General features: G+C 72.9%; 10 protein-coding genes. 5 read left to right on the forward strand and 5 right to left on the reverse strand.

Annotated elements, in window-relative coordinates; translation table 11 throughout:
* Positions 1–10: 10 nt before the first annotated feature.
* From AMK16_RS14330 to AMK16_RS14340, 3 genes are all read left to right on the forward strand, one after another.
* A complete protein-coding gene (locus tag AMK16_RS14330; RefSeq protein WP_079191502.1) occupies positions 11–1903 on the forward strand; it encodes a phosphatidylglycerol lysyltransferase domain-containing protein in 1893 nt (630 codons plus the stop codon).
* The gene (locus AMK16_RS36210; protein WP_073914551.1) at positions 1900–2619 is read left to right on the forward strand and encodes a hypothetical protein; all 720 of its coding nucleotides are present in this window, start codon (positions 1900–1902) and stop codon (positions 2617–2619) included. Before AMK16_RS14330 ends, AMK16_RS36210 begins: the two co-directional genes overlap by 4 nt.
* Positions 2620–2751: 132 nt before the next feature.
* Positions 2752–3975, forward strand: coding sequence for a sensor histidine kinase (locus AMK16_RS14340; RefSeq protein ID WP_073915987.1), 1224 nt, complete (start codon positions 2752–2754; stop codon positions 3973–3975).
* 80 nt (positions 3976–4055) lie between these two features.
* Here the strand turns inward: AMK16_RS14340 and AMK16_RS14345 are convergent, their stop codons facing one another.
* From AMK16_RS14345 to AMK16_RS14365, 5 genes are all read right to left on the reverse strand, one after another.
* On the reverse strand, positions 4056–4961 hold the full coding sequence (locus AMK16_RS14345; RefSeq protein WP_079191503.1) for an endo alpha-1,4 polygalactosaminidase: 906 nt from the start codon (positions 4959–4961) through the stop codon (positions 4056–4058).
* Positions 4958–5620, reverse strand: coding sequence for a spherulation-specific family 4 protein (locus AMK16_RS14350; RefSeq protein ID WP_073915992.1), 663 nt, complete (start codon positions 5618–5620; stop codon positions 4958–4960). The genes AMK16_RS14345 and AMK16_RS14350 overlap by 4 nt, the downstream gene beginning before the upstream one ends.
* A 50-nt stretch (positions 5621–5670) precedes the next feature.
* Complete coding sequence (locus AMK16_RS14355) at positions 5671–7263, reverse strand: hypothetical protein (protein ID WP_079191504.1); 1593 nt, start codon at positions 7261–7263, stop codon at positions 5671–5673.
* On the reverse strand, positions 7260–8810 hold the full coding sequence (gene pelF / locus AMK16_RS14360; RefSeq protein ID WP_073914553.1) for a GT4 family glycosyltransferase PelF: 1551 nt from the start codon (positions 8808–8810) through the stop codon (positions 7260–7262). The genes AMK16_RS14355 and pelF overlap by 4 nt, the downstream gene beginning before the upstream one ends.
* A 101-nt stretch (positions 8811–8911) precedes the next feature.
* Positions 8912–10939 (reverse strand): hypothetical protein, encoded by a 2028-nt coding sequence (locus tag AMK16_RS14365; RefSeq protein WP_073914555.1) that lies wholly within the window; start codon positions 10937–10939, stop codon positions 8912–8914.
* A 346-nt stretch (positions 10940–11285) separates the two neighbouring features.
* On the opposite strand from AMK16_RS14365, the gene AMK16_RS14370 reads away from it, so the two are divergent.
* Positions 11286–12821: a leucyl aminopeptidase gene (locus AMK16_RS14370; RefSeq protein WP_073914557.1), complete on the forward strand. Its 1536-nt coding sequence runs from the start codon at positions 11286–11288 to the stop codon at positions 12819–12821.
* A gap of 307 nt (positions 12822–13128) precedes the next feature.
* Positions 13129–14517: a dihydrolipoyl dehydrogenase gene (lpdA, locus tag AMK16_RS14375; RefSeq protein WP_073914558.1), complete on the forward strand. Its 1389-nt coding sequence runs from the start codon at positions 13129–13131 to the stop codon at positions 14515–14517.
* The last annotated feature ends 75 nt before the right edge of the window (positions 14518–14592 follow it).

The raw sequence follows: 14592 nt of genomic DNA on the forward strand, positions 1-14592 counted from the left end.
ATCGCTTTTTATGGGAGAGGTCCGTTTGACCAGCGTAGAGACCGGCCGCGGCACCGTACCGGCGCCCGGACCGGCATCCGGCAGGAAAGTGACCGGCGGCGACCCCGCCGGCAGGACGGCGGGGGGCCGGGAGACCGGCCGGGGGAGCACCCGCTCACGGCGCAGCGCCGGGTTCGCGGTCTGGTATCTGCGGGCCGTCACCTTCGTCAACTTCCTCAGCGCGGTGTGGGTGTCCCTGGGACAGGACCTGCGCCAGCACAACGCCGAGGACTTCTACACCCCGTACCTGCTCACGGCCGGCTTCGCCTCCGGCCTGTTCTCGCTGCTGCTCGCCGTCACCATGGGCCGCCGCAAGCGCGCCGCCTGGATCCTGAACCTGGTGCTGGGGGGGATGCTGCTGCTCGACTTCGCCCGCGCCGCGTTCGCCCCGTGCACCAACTGGTCCCCCGGCCTGTGCTACCCGGAGTTCCGCGAGCACGCCCAGAACTGGGTCTCCCTCGCCCTGACGGCGGCCTTCGTCGCCGCCCTGCTGCTGGGCCGCCGGGAGTTCTACGCCAAGGGCGACCGCTCCAACCCGGCGCTCGCCACCGTCGTGGCCGCCGTCGGCCTGCTGGTCACCTCGCTCGTCGCGGCGCTCCTCGTCGGCGCCACCAACACCGCCGCCGACCGCGCCGACGCCACCTTCCTGACCCGGTGGCGGTACGGCGCCATGCGGCTGATCACCCTGGATCCGGACGCCAGGGCCTCCAGCACGATCACCACGCCCGCCTGGGTGGACGTCTTCGTCAACGTGGTGTCGATGCTGCTGCTCCTCGCCGTGCTGTTCGCGGCCTTCCGCTCGCGCCGCGTCGTGGACCCGCTCTCCGAGGAGGACGAGGAGCGGCTGCGGGTGCTGCTCGCCAAGCAGGGCGACCGCGACTCCCTCGGCTACTTCGCGCTGCGCCGCGAGAAGTCCGTCATCTGGTCCCCCACCGGCAAGGCCGCCGTCACCTACCGCGTCGTCGGCGGGGTCTCGCTGGCCTCCGGCGACCCGATCGGCGACCCCGAGGCATGGCCCGGCGCCATCGAGCCGTGGCTGGCCGAGGCCCGCGAGCACGGCTGGGTGCCGGCGGTCATGGGCGCGAGCGAGGAGGCCGGACAGGTCTACGCCCGGCACGGCCTGGACGCGCTGGAGCTGGGCGACGAGGCGATCGTGGAGACCGCCGAGTTCACCCTGGACGGCCGCGCCATGCGGACCGTCCGGCAGGCCTTCAACCGCGTCAAGCGCGCCGGCTACACCGTCCGCATCCGCCGCCACGCCGACATCCCGGCCGAGGAGATGGACGAGCTCGTGCGGCGCGCCGACGACTGGCGCGACGGCGCGACCGAGCGCGGCTTCTCCATGGCACTGGGCCGGCTGGGCGATCCCGCGGACGGCCAGTGCGTGATGCTGGAGTGCACCGACGGCAACGGCGACCTGCGGGCCGTGCTGTCCTTCGTACCGTGGGGACCGGGGGGCCTGTCGCTGGACCTGATGCGCCGTGACCGGGACTCCGAGAACGGCCTGATGGAGTTCATGGTGATCGAACTCCTCGAACGGTCCAAGGAGATCGGGGTCACCCAGGTCTCGCTGAACTTCGCGATGTTCCGGTCCGTCTTCGAGCGCGGGTCGCGGCTCGGCGCCGGTCCGGTGCTGCGGATGTGGCGCTCCCTGCTGAGCTTCTTCTCGCGGTGGTGGCAGATCGAGTCCCTCTACCGGGCCAACGCCAAATACCGGCCCATCTGGGAACCGCGGTTCATGCTCTTCGAGAAGAGTTCGGACCTGTTGCGGATCGGCATCGCGGCGGGCCGGGCCGAGGGCTTCCTGGAAGCCCCCGGCCTGCCGAAGTGGCTGCACCGCAGACACCTGGAGACCCGCCGTTGACAGCGTGGACGACCTCCTCACCGCGGCGGTTCGCCCGCCGCGAGTGGGGGCCCCTGTTCCGGACCGTCCGGGACGCGCTCGTCCACGAGAGGTGGCGGGCCGTCCCGATGACCATCGGGGCGGTCTGTCTGACCTCGGTCTTCCAGATCGTGCAGAACACCTCCTGGGGCTTCCTGCCGGTCCAGAACCTCGGATCGGTCAAAGCCGTCGACCCGTTCTGGCTCGCCCTGCTGCGCACCCCGCTGTCGCTGTTCGTCCCCGCCCTGGACCTGCCGGTGTGGGGGGCGCTCGCGCAGGTCCTGCTCGTCTTCGGCATCTCGGAGATCTGCATCGGCTGGTGGCGCACGCTGGTCATCGGCTACGTCGCCACCCTCGCCGGGACCACCTACGCCCGCGTCGGGCTCTCGCTGGGACCCGGCCACCCCTTGGGCCTGCCGGTGTCGGACCGGATCGTCAACGACACCGGGCCCTCCGCCGCCGTGGTCGGCCTCGCCCTCTACGTCTGCTGGCGCTACCGGGCCTACCTCACCGGCGCCGTGGTGGTGCTGGTGATGATCGGCGAGGTCCTGGTCAAGGACAACCTGGCGGGCAAGGAGCACCTGGCGGCCATCGCCGCCGTGATGGCCGTCTGCGTGGTCCGCGCGCGCTGGGGGCCCGAACGCTCCCGCACGCCGCTGGGCCGGCGCCCGCACCCCCCGGACGTCCGCCGCGGGTGAACCCGGCCGCCGGGCGTCCGCCGGGAGTGGGGCCGCCGGGAGTGGGGCCGCCGGGAGTGGGGCCGCCGGGGCAGCACGTACCGTATCGGGGTGACGACAGACCTCGGGCCGTTCGCTCCCACCCGGCAGTGGATGCGCGCCCATCCGCTCGCCACCGATGCCCTGCTCGCGTCCGGGGCGTTCCTCTCCATGGTCGTCGGCTCCTTCGCCGATCCCCACGGCCCGCACGGCCCCGCCTTCGGCACGCGCACCCCCGAGCCGTTGTCCCTGCTGCTGATGCTGCTCGGCGCCGCCTCGCTGGTGCTGCGGCGCCGCCGCCCCCGCACCGTGCTCGCCGTCACCTGCGGCCTCTCGCTGCTGGAGCTGACCACCGGGGAGCCGCGGGCGCCCGTCGCCATGTGCACGGTGATCGCCCTGTACACGGTGGCCGCGCGCACCGACCGGCCCACGACGTGGCGGGTCGGGCTGCTCACGATGGCCGGGCTGACCGGCGTGGCCATGCTCGCCGGGCCCCTGCCCTGGTACGCGCAGGAGAACCTCGGGATCTTCGCCTGGACCGGGATGGCCGCGGCCGCCGGTGACGCCGTGCGCAGCCGGCGGGCCTTCGTCGACGCCATCCGGGAACGGGCCGAACGGGCCGAACGGACCCGGGACGAGGAAGCGCGGCGCCGGGTCGCCGAGGAGCGGCTGCGGATCGCCCGGGACCTGCACGACGTGGTGGCCCACCACATCGCCCTGGTCAACGTGCAGGCGGGAGTGGCCGCGCACGTCATGGACAAGCGCCCCGACCAGGCCAAGGAGGCGCTGGCCCACGTACGGGACGCGAGCCGCTCGGCGCTGAACGAGCTGCGCGCCACGGTCGGGCTGCTGCGCCAGTCCGGCGACCCGGAGGCGCCGACCGAGCCCGCGCCGGGGCTGGCGGTCCTGGACGGGCTGGTGGACACCTTCCGGCACGCCGGACTGCCGGTGGAGGTGATCGTCCAGCTGGGTCCCGAGCGGGATCCGCTGCCGGCGGCCGTCGACCTGGCGGCGTACCGGGTCGTGCAGGAGGCGCTGACCAACGTGCGCAAGCACGCGGCGCCGGGGGCGCGCGCCGAGGTCAGCGTGGTGCGGATCGGGTCCTCGGTGGAGGTGACCGTGCTGGACGACGGCGGCACCCCTGACGGTCCGGCGGCCGAGGCGCAGACCGGCGCGCCCGACGACGGGCCGGGCGACGGGCCCGCGGAGCCGGACGGCCCCGGCGGCGGCCACGGCCTGCTGGGCATGCGCGAACGGGCCGGCGCCCTGGGCGGTTCCTGTTTCGCCGGGCCCCGCTACGGCGGCGGCTACCGGGTGCACGCCGTCCTTCCCGTGTGACCCCTGACCCGTGACCCGTGACCCGTGACCCCTGACCTGTGATCGGTGACGGCGGGCGGACGGCCGGGCGCGGGACCGGGCTAACACGTGCGGCGCCAGGCGTCCAATTCGTACTTTTTCTGCAAGGAGCTCAGCCTCAGCGCGCGTGAGCGCGGGCAGAAACGGTCCGGGCCCAGTTCGTACTCCGCGTGGAAGACGGCCTTGCCGGCCTGGACGAAGGGGCTCAGCCGCTCGCACTCGCGGTACTGCGCGCACTGCTCGTTGACCGCGAAGTCGAAGTCGCCGACGAGCTGCGGGATCTGGTCGAGGTCGTTCTTCAGGCCGACCGCCAGGCCCCGGTCGTGGGCGAGCCCCGCGATCAGCCGGTTGTAGCGCAGCTGGTCCCCGGCGGTGAGCGGGAAGCCCGAGGTGTTGTCGTAGGCGTCCATGTTGTCCGGCTCCACCGCGTCGAAGCCCTTGTCGCGGCACATGTCGATCCGCCTGGTCATCAGCGGTTCCAGCTCGGCCGTCCGCCGGATGTCCAGCCAGCGCTCGCCGTCCCAGCCGTTGCCCCGCCCCAGCATGTCCTCGGGGAAGTCCCGGGCGTCGGGCCGGAAGTCCTCCCAGGCGCCGGTGGAGAGGTAGCAGATGGTCCTCCGCCCGGCTCCCTTCAACCCCGTCACCTGCTCCTTGGTGGTGGTGAACCCGTCGATGTCGTACACCGGCGCGTTCACCGAGGTGTCGAGCCTGCCGCTGAGCTGCCACTGCCAGCCGACCCCGGGCGCGGGCTGCCAGCGCTCCCCCGGCGCCTGGCCGGGCCGGGGGTGGCGGCCGTCCTCCTCGTCGTCCTGCGGCTGCGCCGTGCAGGCGGCGAGCAGCAGGAGCGGTACGAGCAGCGCGACCCGCAGCAGCCTCCCGGGGCCGCCGGGCCGCCGCCGCGGCCGCCGGGGAGCCGGGCGGCCGGGGCCGTGCGCACGCGCCGGGCGCCACGGGTTCATCGTCCTCATCCCGCCTCCTCCAGGGCGTACGGGAGGGTCCCCCACGGGTGCGCACCCGTGCCGGGGACCGCGCAGTACACCGCGGCCCCCCGCTCGGTGACCAGTTCCTCGGCGATCCCGGCGGCCGTGGCCCCCGGGGGGACGGCGTAGACGAGGTGGCAGAAGCGCTGGGCGGGGTGGTCGGCGGTCCAGGACGGTGCCGCGCCCGCCTTCCGGTAGGCGTCCCAGGGGCCCTCGAAGGTGACGAGGAGGTCGGCGAGGTCGGCGTAACCGGGATGCGGGTGCACCCCGTGGTTGAGGACGAGGGTGCGGGCGCCCGCGGCGCGCGCGGCGACGGCGAGCCGTTCGTAGTGGGGCAGCAGCGCCGGCTCGGAGGCGGCCTGGTCGAGGAAGGTCCCGTCGGTGCCGTACCAGTCGCGGTGGCGCAGCAGGTCCTGGACCACCTCGGCGTGCGGACGGCGCCCGTAGTCGGTGTCGGCGTAGCCGAGGACGGGCACTCCGGCCGCGCGCAGCCTCTCGGCGACGAGGGCGAACCGCTCGTCGGGGGCCTCGCCCGGACCGCTGTCGGGGTTGAGCACCACCGAGTGCAGGCGGTCGGCCGAGCGGATGAGCCGGTCCCAGGCTTCGGGCCGGTCGGCGGGGTGCTCGTAGAGGGGCACCAGCAGCATGGGGTCCTTCTTCTCGTCCGGTCCGTACCGTTCGTACGGTGTCACGTGGTTCACCGGTGCGCCGTCGCCCGGCCGAGGAGCAGGCAGACCAGCGTGGCCAGGGCGGCCGCGGCGGCGGCCGCCACGACCAGTTGGACCGCGCGGGGCTGGCCCACCCCCGTCAGCAGCGCCAGGCTCTGCGCGACGGCGGCCGAGGCGCAGACGACGGCGGCCGGGCGGACGGCCCCGAAGGACTGGAGCAGCAGCCCGGTCCACATCACGGCGCCGAGCAGGAGCAGGGTCGCGACCCGGGCCCCGCCCAGGCCCGGGGCGCCCGGCCACAGGAGGGTTCCGGCCAGCCCGAGGGCCAGCAGCACCGCGAGGTAGGCGGCGAGGCACCGGCCCAGGGTGGCGAGCATCCGCCGCCGGAAGGCGCCGGGCGAGCGGGCGGCCCGCAGCCCGGCGAGGCTGCCGCTGCGGAAACGGTGCAGCAGCCATTCGGCTGGTCCCATGCTGAGGGTGAGGGCCACGGCCGAGGGGGCGGCGACGGCCTCGGCGGGACCGCCCGCGAGGACCTCGCCGAGGGCGGCGTACAGCACGAGCAGACCGGTCCCGAGGCCGAAGACCCCGTACGGGACGGAGTCCGCGAGCCGGGGGCCGCGCGGGGCGTACTCCTCCTCGGCGCCGCGCAGCATCCGCCAGCGGACCGAGCCGGTACCGGGGCGGCGCCCCGTCCGGTCCCGGAGGCGGGCGGCTGCGGCGCGTGCGCCCTCGGCCACCGGGAGCCGGCGCACGGCCAGGGCGCAGGCGGCCAGCAGGGACACCGCGAGCAGCGTCACGCGCACCGGCACGGGCAGGTCCACGAAGAGCGCGAGCAGGGCGCCGGCGGCCATCGGACCGAGTGCGGCGAGCAGCACCCGCTCCCGGCCGAGGACGAGCAGGACGGTGGCGGCCCCGACGTAGAGGGCCTGTCCGGCGGCGAAGACGTAGGAGAAGGGCGGTCCGCCGGGCACGGCCAGTGCGGCGGCCGTGCCCAGCAGTGATCCGGCGGGGGCTCCGACGAGCAGGGTCCGCCCGGCGGCGGCCCGGTCGCCGAGGCCCAGCCAGGAGTAGGCCCGGTGGGAGAGGGTCTGGTCCCAGACCCAGCCGATCAGCGCCCCGGCGAGCAGGGTCAGGGTGCCGGCGGGCAGACCGAGCCGGTCCTTCGGGCCTTCGAACAGGGGCGCGCCGAGGACGTAGGCCAGGCCGGGCAGCGCGAAGATCACCCCGCGCAGCAGACAGGCGGTGAGGGACACCCTCCAGGGGTCGGGGACGTCGGGCTCGAGGAAGGAGCGCGGCACCTTGGCGTAGAGCTCCTCGGCGAGGGCGAAGGAGTCGTGGCGGCCGTAGGTGAGGCGGATGTACTCGTCGGTCATGCCGTCGGATTCGAGGACGGCGGCGATCTCGTCCGGGTGGACGGCGGCGGCGATGAACCCGCCGAGCCGGCCAGCGAGTTCCTCCATCGGGTCGGCCGCAGGCTCCCCGCGGCGCTGCCTGGGGACGGCCGGGAGCGTGTCGCTGGGGATGCGCGCCGGCCGCGCGGGGCGGCGCCCGGCGCCCGCGTGGCCGACGGGTACCCAGGCCGCTGCGGGGCCGGGCGGTTCGAGCCAGAGGGACCCGCTCACCGGCGGCTCCCTTCGGCGGAGTCCGTCCGGGGGCGCCCCAGCGCGGCCAGTTCGCGGTACCAGGGGTCGGCGAGCCGCTGCGTCCAGTAGTCGCCGTCGCGGACGGGCAGGAGGGGCTGGCCGGCCAGTTCCCGGTAGATGTGCCGGAAGCCGTCCACGGACCGGTGCAGGGTGAACTTCTCCACCACCCGTTTGCGGGACAACCGGCCGAGCTCGGCGCGGCGTTCGCCGTCGCGCAGCAGGGCGAGCGTGGCGCGGGCCATGGTCTCGGGTTCGCGCGGCGGGACGACGAGTCCGGTGTCGCCGACGGCCTCGCGCACCCCGCCGACGTCGGTGGAGACGGTGGTGCGGCCGCAGGACATGGCCTCGATGATGCTGAAGGGGAAGCCCTCGCTGATGGAGGAGAGCATCACGACGCTGCCGGCCGCGTAGGCCTGCGCGACCTGCTCGATGCGGCCCTCGTAGGTGATCCCGTCGCTCACTCCGAGCTCGGTGGCGAGCTCTTCCAGGCGCAGCCGGTACTCCTCGCAGCCGGCCGGGACGGGCCCGAAGAGCCGCAGCCGCAGGGCGGGCAGTTCCCGGCGCATGAAGGAGTAGGCGCGGATGAGGGTTTCCAGGTCCTTGATGGGGTCGATGCGGCCGCACCAGCTGAGGGTGGGCACCTCGGGTTCGGGCCCGGCCTCGGGGAAGGCGTGCGGGTCGACGCCGTTGTAGACGGTGCGGATGCGGTCGGCGTCGGCGCCCCCGCGCTCCTCCCAGCGGCGGTTGTACTGGTTGCAGGGGGTGATCAGGTCGGCCTGCCGGTACCCCTCGGAGTTGAGCTCGCGGTAGAAGCCGAGGAGGAGGGCCTTGACGGGCCAGCGCTGCGCGGCGCTGCGGTAGCCGAGGTAGCGCTCGCGCAGGTATATGCCGTGCTCGGTCAGGAGGAAGGGGACCTCGTCGAGGTACTTGGCGGCGAGCGCCGGGAGGGTGGCGAGGCCGCTGCTGACGGCGTGCGCGACGCTGTCGGGCGGGATGCGCACGCTGAGCGGCCGCAGGGCGTGTTCGAGCAGGTCGGTGGCGGTGAGCGCGTCGTGGATGGTGGGCTGGGCGGCGGCGGTGCCGAGAGCGGGGCGGGTCCACACGCTCATCAGCAGCCGCAGGACGGACTCGGAGCGCAGGGCCGGGGCGAGGCGGCCGGCCCGGGCGAGGAGGGTCAGTTCGCGCAGGGCTTCGGAGAAGCCGCCGCGGCGCGGGTCGAGCAGGGAGAGCAGGAAGGCTTCGTAGGTCTCGGTGAAGCGGCGGTGGGTCCGGCCCCGCAGGGCCGGGCGGCGCCCGCGCCGGCCGCGTGAGGGGGGCGGCCCCCAGAGCGGGACGGCGGTGTGGCGGTAGACGTTGCGCGGCAGTTCCCAGGTGACCGGCTCGCGTCCGGAGCCGGTCAGGGCTATGACGTTGAAGTCGACCTCCGGCATGCCGCGGACCAGCTGGTCGCACCAGGTGCTGACGCCCCCGTGGACGTGCGGGTAGGTGCCTTCGGTGAGCATGGTGACATGACGCCCATGGCTCATGCGGTGTGTCCCCCCAGGACGGAAAAGGGGCCGGCGCCCGTTGTTCGCGGAGCGCCGGCGCTAGGTGGTACCGGTGACTGCTTGCGGGATGACCCGGACGGTCAGCCGGGCAGCCTGAGCGTGACGGCGCTCTGCAGCGGCTCGGGTGCGGTCCAGGTGGAGCGGGTGCCCGCGTAGGCGGTGCCGAAGTCGGCCGTGCCGAGCAGCAGTTGCTTCCTGGTCCCGTTGGGGGCGGTCACCGGGGCGACGGTCCCGGAGGGCGCCTTGACGGTGACGGCGGTGCCGATGCGGTAGGCGGTCACCTTGCCGTCCGCGAGCGCCTTGTCCCAGGCGGTGCGGCGGCTCAGCTCGACGCCGGTGCCCTTCATGCTCTGGTTGACGAGCGGCGCGCTGGGAGCGTAGAGGGCGCGGTAGGTGTCGAGGACCTGGTCGAGCACGGGGTAGAGGGTGCGGTCCTCGGCGAGGTTGGACTGGTGGACGTAGTGGGGGCGGGGGTCGTTGGCCAGCACGTGGCGCAGGGCGGTGCGGGCCTCCTGCGGGGCGATGTACTGCAGGTAGCCGGTGTTCACGTCGAGCGCGGCCGGCAGGCAGGTGGAGGTGGCGGGGTTGTCCTCGCACAGTCCGCTGCCGCCGGCCGCGCGGGCGGCGTAGATCCAGTTGTACTCGTCCGCCATCTCCGCGTTGGTGCCCGTGTTGTAGTACACGTTCATCGGGTGACGGGGCACGGTGAGGGCGGCGCCGACCGCCCGCTGGGCGGGTTCGCGGGAGTTGTCGCTGCCCGCCCACTTGACGCCGTTGTCGGCGAGCGCGCCGGCCAGGTTGGGGTTGTCCTGGGGCTGCTGCGGGGCCGTCTTGAGGCCCGAGTGCTCACCGGTGACGAGCTCGGAGCGGTCGGTCGTGATGCCCTTGGCCGCGGCCCAGTTGTTGTTGTCGCGGATCTGCGCGGAGATCTCGGCCCGGCTCATCCAGTTGACCGCGCCCTGCGCGTTCCTGGTGCAGGTCCAGGGAACGGTGTCGGTGTTCTGGACGCAGCCGAGGAAGGGGTGGGTGTAGGTGTGGTTCATCCAGCGGTACCCGGCCCGGTCGGCGACCAGCTGCGCGGTGAGGGCGTCGGTGCCGCCGTTCTGCGTCTTCCACTCCTCCCCGGCGCCCGCGTTGAAGAGCAGGTCCAGCTTGAAGCCCTTGGTCTGCTGCCACTGCGCCAGGTAGCGGGCGTCGGCGGCGGTCATCCGGATGGTGCTCTCCTTGCCCTCGCCGCCCGGGCAGGCGTAGTCGCCAGGCGTGCAGTTGAGCTCCTTGCTCCAGCGGGCGTCCGGGGCGAAGACGTCGTCGACGTGGACCGCGAAGTAGTTGCGGCTCTGGCCGAGGTGGACGCCCTGGGTGAGCCAGTCGACGATGCCGCGGGCCAGCAGCCGGAACTGCTGCTGGTACTGGTTGTAGCCGAAGGTGACCACGAGTTCGCTGCGGCCGTCGTGGGCGTACTCGCCGACCAGTGAGGCCCGGCCGGACCCGACGGGCGCGTCGAGGTAACTGGTGTAGCCCGCCCGGGGCTTGCCCATGAACCCAAAGCTCTCGGGCACGAGGGGCGAGTTGTCCTCGAAGGCGACCTGGCCCCCGAGGTAGCCGAAGGGGCCCGCCGTGCCGGCCGCGGTGACCGCGGCCCGGGTGCCGTCGAGCTGCCCGCTGAAGCCGCCGTTGTCGGTGTATTCCAGCCCGACGCCGGGGTGGGCCCAGGTGTAGGCGTCGACCTGGCGGATCCCGTAGGCCGTCTCGTACGCGGTGAGCGCGACCATCTCGGCCGACCCCTCCCCGAAGGGGTTCTCGTTGGGCAGGACGACTCCCTGGTACTTGGCGCGCGGGCGGCCGTCCACGGTGTCGGCGAGGTAGGCGGCGTCGATGACCGGGCGGTTCGCCGTGCCCAGCGCCACGCGGGTGAAGGGCACCCCGGTGTCCCGGAGTTCCGTCGTGATCGCCTCGACCGAGCTGCCGCCGTCGTCGACGACCAGCACCTTCAGGTCGATGCGCGGAGCCGTGGCCGCCTGGGCGGTCGCGGCGGGTACTGCCACGGACACCAGGGCTGCCGCTGCCATGGCGGCGGCGACCCTGTTCATCCGGTTCTTGTTGACCATTTCGGCCTTTCCCCCCGCAGGCATCCCTCGACACGGCCTGTGGCGGTCGGCCGGGCCGGGGAGGCTCTGTGGAAATCATGCAAAGGAACCCCGCGTCCCCTTGCGAGAGTGGACCGAGTCTCTCGGACGTCCTCCGGTCTACGGGGCAAACCTGGAGCAGAGTCCACGGACGGGTGAACCCGGTGGCCTCTTGATCGAACAACTTGCCAAACCTTCGAGTGGCGTACGGATGAGTGCGTGCGCGTAGGCTCGTTTCCGGCGGCCGTCGGGCCCCGAATACGATCGCTGCGGATGGCCGTCCACCCACTCGGCCCACACTTACAAACGGAAGCGAGACTTCACCACCGTGACTGCTCTGACTCTCAGCACTGCCGGCGCGGCGACGCTGCGCGCCGACGCCCTCGTCGTCGGTGTCGCGAAGGGCCCCAAGGGCCCGGTCGTGGCCGCAGGAGCCGAGGCCGTGGACAAGGCGTACGACGGTAAGCTCGCCGCCGTGCTCGACGCGCTCGGTGCCTCGGGCGTCGAAGGCGAGATCACCAAGCTGCCGGCCCCGGCTGGCCTGAAGGTCCCGGTCGTGCTGGCGGTCGGGCTCGGCTCCGTCCCGGAGCAGGACGAGTCGTTCGACGAGGAGGCGCTGCGCCGCGCCGCCGGCGCCGCCGCCCGCGCCCTGCACGGAACCAAGAAGGCCGCTTTCGCCCTCCCCCTGGACGACGCCTCGGCCGTCACCGCCGTCGCCGAGGGCGCCCTGCTGGGCGCCTACGCCTTCACCGCCTACCAGGGCGGCGAGAAGAAGGCCGGCGGCGACAAGGCCGCCGGTCCCAAGCAGCCGCTCGCCGAGGTGGTCCTGCTGGGCGCCAAGCCGCGCGACAAGGAGCACAAGGCCGCGGCGGAGCGCGCCACGGTCGTCGCGACCGAGGTCAACATCGCCCGCGACCTGATCAACACCCCGCCGAACGACCTCACCCCCGAGGCCTTCGCCGCCGTCGCGTCCGCGACCGCGAAGGAGCACGGCATCAAGGTCCAGGTCCTGGACGAGAAGGCGCTCCTCAAGGGCGGCTACGGCGGCCTGATCGGCGTCGGCAAGGGCTCCGAGAACCCGCCGCGCCTGGTGAAGCTCTCCTACACGCACTCCAAGGCGGAGAAGACCCTGGCCTTCGTCGGCAAGGGCATCACCTACGACTCGGGCGGCATCTCGCTCAAGCCGGCCGGCCACAACGAGACGATGAAGTGCGACATGAGCGGCGCCGCCGCCGTGTTCGCGGCCGTCGTCGCGGCCGCGAAGCTGGGCCTCCGGGTCAACGTCACCGGCTGGCTCGCGCTCGCCGAGAACATGCCGTCCGGCTCCGCCACCCGCCCCGGTGACGTGCTGCGCATGTACAGCGGCAAGACCGTCGAGGTCCTCAACACGGACGCCGAGGGCCGCCTGGTCCTCGCGGACGCGCTGACCAAGGCCTCCGAGGACAACCCGGACGCGATCGTCGACGTCGCCACCCTGACCGGCGCCATGGTGCTGGCCCTCGGCAACCGGACCTTCGGGATCATGGCCAACGACGACGCCTTCCGCACCTCGATCCACGAGATCGCCGAGGAGGTCGGCGAGGCGTCCTGGCCGATGCCGCTCCCCGCGGACCTGCGCAAGAGCTTCGACTCCCCCACCGCGGACATCGCGAACATGGGCGAGCGCATGGGCGGCGGCCTGCTGGCCGGCCTGTTCCTCCAGGAGTTCGTCGGCGAGGGCATCACCTGGGCCCACCTCGACATCGCGGGCCCGGCCTTCCACGAGGGCGCCCCGTACGGCTACACCCCCAAGGGCGGCACCGGCTCCGCCGTGCGCACCCTGGTGCGGCTGGCCGAGCGCACCGCCACCGGCGACCTGGGCTGACAGCGGCCCGGCGCGGCAGCTCCGTCGGCAGCTCCACCCCGGGCCCCGGTCGCACACCGACCGGGGCCCGGGGTGTGTTCGATCACAACGAAATCCGTAGGTTTCTACGCAACGGTAACCCTCGCTCCGGGCAGAACGCCCTGCCACATGGTGGGCCCGGCGTCCCGGGTTCCCCCGACAAATGCGAAGATGGGTTCTCGGCAGGACAGGGCCCCCACCACAGGGCCGAAGAAACAAGCGGCCGAATACCAGCCGCCGCCCGGTCACAGAGGACCGGTGCCCGGCGCACATGCATGGAGGACGTGACGTGGCGAACGACGCCAGCACCGTTTTCGACCTAGTGATCCTCGGCGGTGGCAGTGGCGGTTACGCCGCGGCGCTGCGCGCATCCCAGCTGGGTCTGGACGTTGCCCTGATCGAGAAGAACAAGCTCGGTGGCACCTGCCTGCACAACGGCTGCATCCCCACGAAGGCTCTGCTGCACGCGGGCGAGATCGCGGACCAGGCCCGTGAAGCCGCCCAGTTCGGTGTCAAGGCCTCCTTCGAGGGCATCGACATCGCGGGTGTCCACAAGTACAAGGACGAGGTCGTCTCGGGCCTGTACAAGGGCCTGCAGGGCCTGGTCGCCTCCCGCAAGGTGACCTACATCGAGGGTGAGGGCCGCCTCTCCTCGCCGACCTCCGTCGACGTGAACGGCCGGCGCATCCAGGGCCGCCACGTCCTGCTGGCGACCGGCTCCGTGCCGCGCTCGCTGCCGGGCCTGAACATCGACGGCAACCGCATCATCTCCTCGGACCACGCGCTGGTCCTGGACCGCGTGCCGCAGTCCGCCATCGTCCTGGGCGGCGGCGTCATCGGCGTCGAGTTCGCCTCGGCCTGGAAGTCCTTCGGCACCGACGTCACCGTCGTCGAGGGTCTCAAGCACCTCGTGCCGGTCGAGGACGAGAACAGCTCCAAGCTGCTGGAGCGCGCCTTCCGCAAGCGCGGCATCAAGTTCAACCTCGGCACCTTCTTCGACAAGGCCGAGTACACCGAGAACGGCGTGCGCGTCACGCTGGCCGACGGCAAGACCTTCGAGGCCGAGGTGCTCCTGGTCGCCATCGGCCGCGGCCCGGTCTCGCAGGGCCTGGGCTACGAAGAGCAGGGCGTCGCGATGGACCGCGGCTACGTCCTGGTCGACGAGTACATGCAGACCAACGTGCCGACCATCTCGGCCGTCGGCGACCTCGTCCCGACCCTCCAGCTCGCGCACGTCGGCTTCGCCGAGGGCATCCTGGTCGCGGAGCGTCTGGCCGGTCTCAAGACCGTCCCGATCGACTACGACGGTGTCCCGCGCGTCACCTACTGCCACCCCGAGGTCGCGTCCGTCGGCATCACCGAGGCCAAGGCCAAGGAGATCTACGGCGCGGACAAGGTCGTGGCCCTGAAGTACAACCTCGCGGGCAACGGCAAGAGCAAGATCCTCAAGACCGCGGGCGAGATCAAGCTCGTCCAGGTCAAGGACGGTGCCGTGGTCGGCGTCCACATGGTCGGTGACCGGATGGGCGAGCAGGTCGGCGAGGCCCAGCTGATCTACAACTGGGAGGCCCTGCCGGCCGAGGTCGCGCAGCTCATCCACGCGCACCCGACCCAGAACGAAGCGCTCGGCGAGGCCCACCTGGCCCTGGCCGGCAAGCCGCTTCACTCCCACGACTAATCGTCACGGGCGCGACGACCACTTCCGCACTTCCCCTCGCCCGGCGCTACGCGCGGGCCGGGGAGACCCACCGTT

The organism is Streptomyces sp. CB00455 (genome assembly GCF_001905445.1).
In the GTDB taxonomy this organism is placed as follows: domain Bacteria; phylum Actinomycetota; class Actinomycetes; order Streptomycetales; family Streptomycetaceae; genus Streptomyces.

Coding starts and splice junctions, on each gene's coding strand:
- pelF (WP_073914553.1), bottom strand. CDS start 8,810: ATGAGCCATGGGCGTCATGTCACCATGCTCACCGAAGGCACCTACCCG.
- AMK16_RS14330 (WP_079191502.1), top strand. CDS start 11: ATGGGAGAGGTCCGTTTGACCAGCGTAGAGACCGGCCGCGGCACCGTA.
- AMK16_RS14345 (WP_079191503.1), bottom strand. CDS start 4,961: ATGAGGACGATGAACCCGTGGCGCCCGGCGCGTGCGCACGGCCCCGGC.
- AMK16_RS14350 (WP_073915992.1), bottom strand. CDS start 5,620: ATGCTGCTGGTGCCCCTCTACGAGCACCCCGCCGACCGGCCCGAAGCC.
- AMK16_RS14340 (WP_073915987.1), top strand. CDS start 2,752: ATGCGCGCCCATCCGCTCGCCACCGATGCCCTGCTCGCGTCCGGGGCG.
- AMK16_RS14365 (WP_073914555.1), bottom strand. CDS start 10,939: ATGGTCAACAAGAACCGGATGAACAGGGTCGCCGCCGCCATGGCAGCG.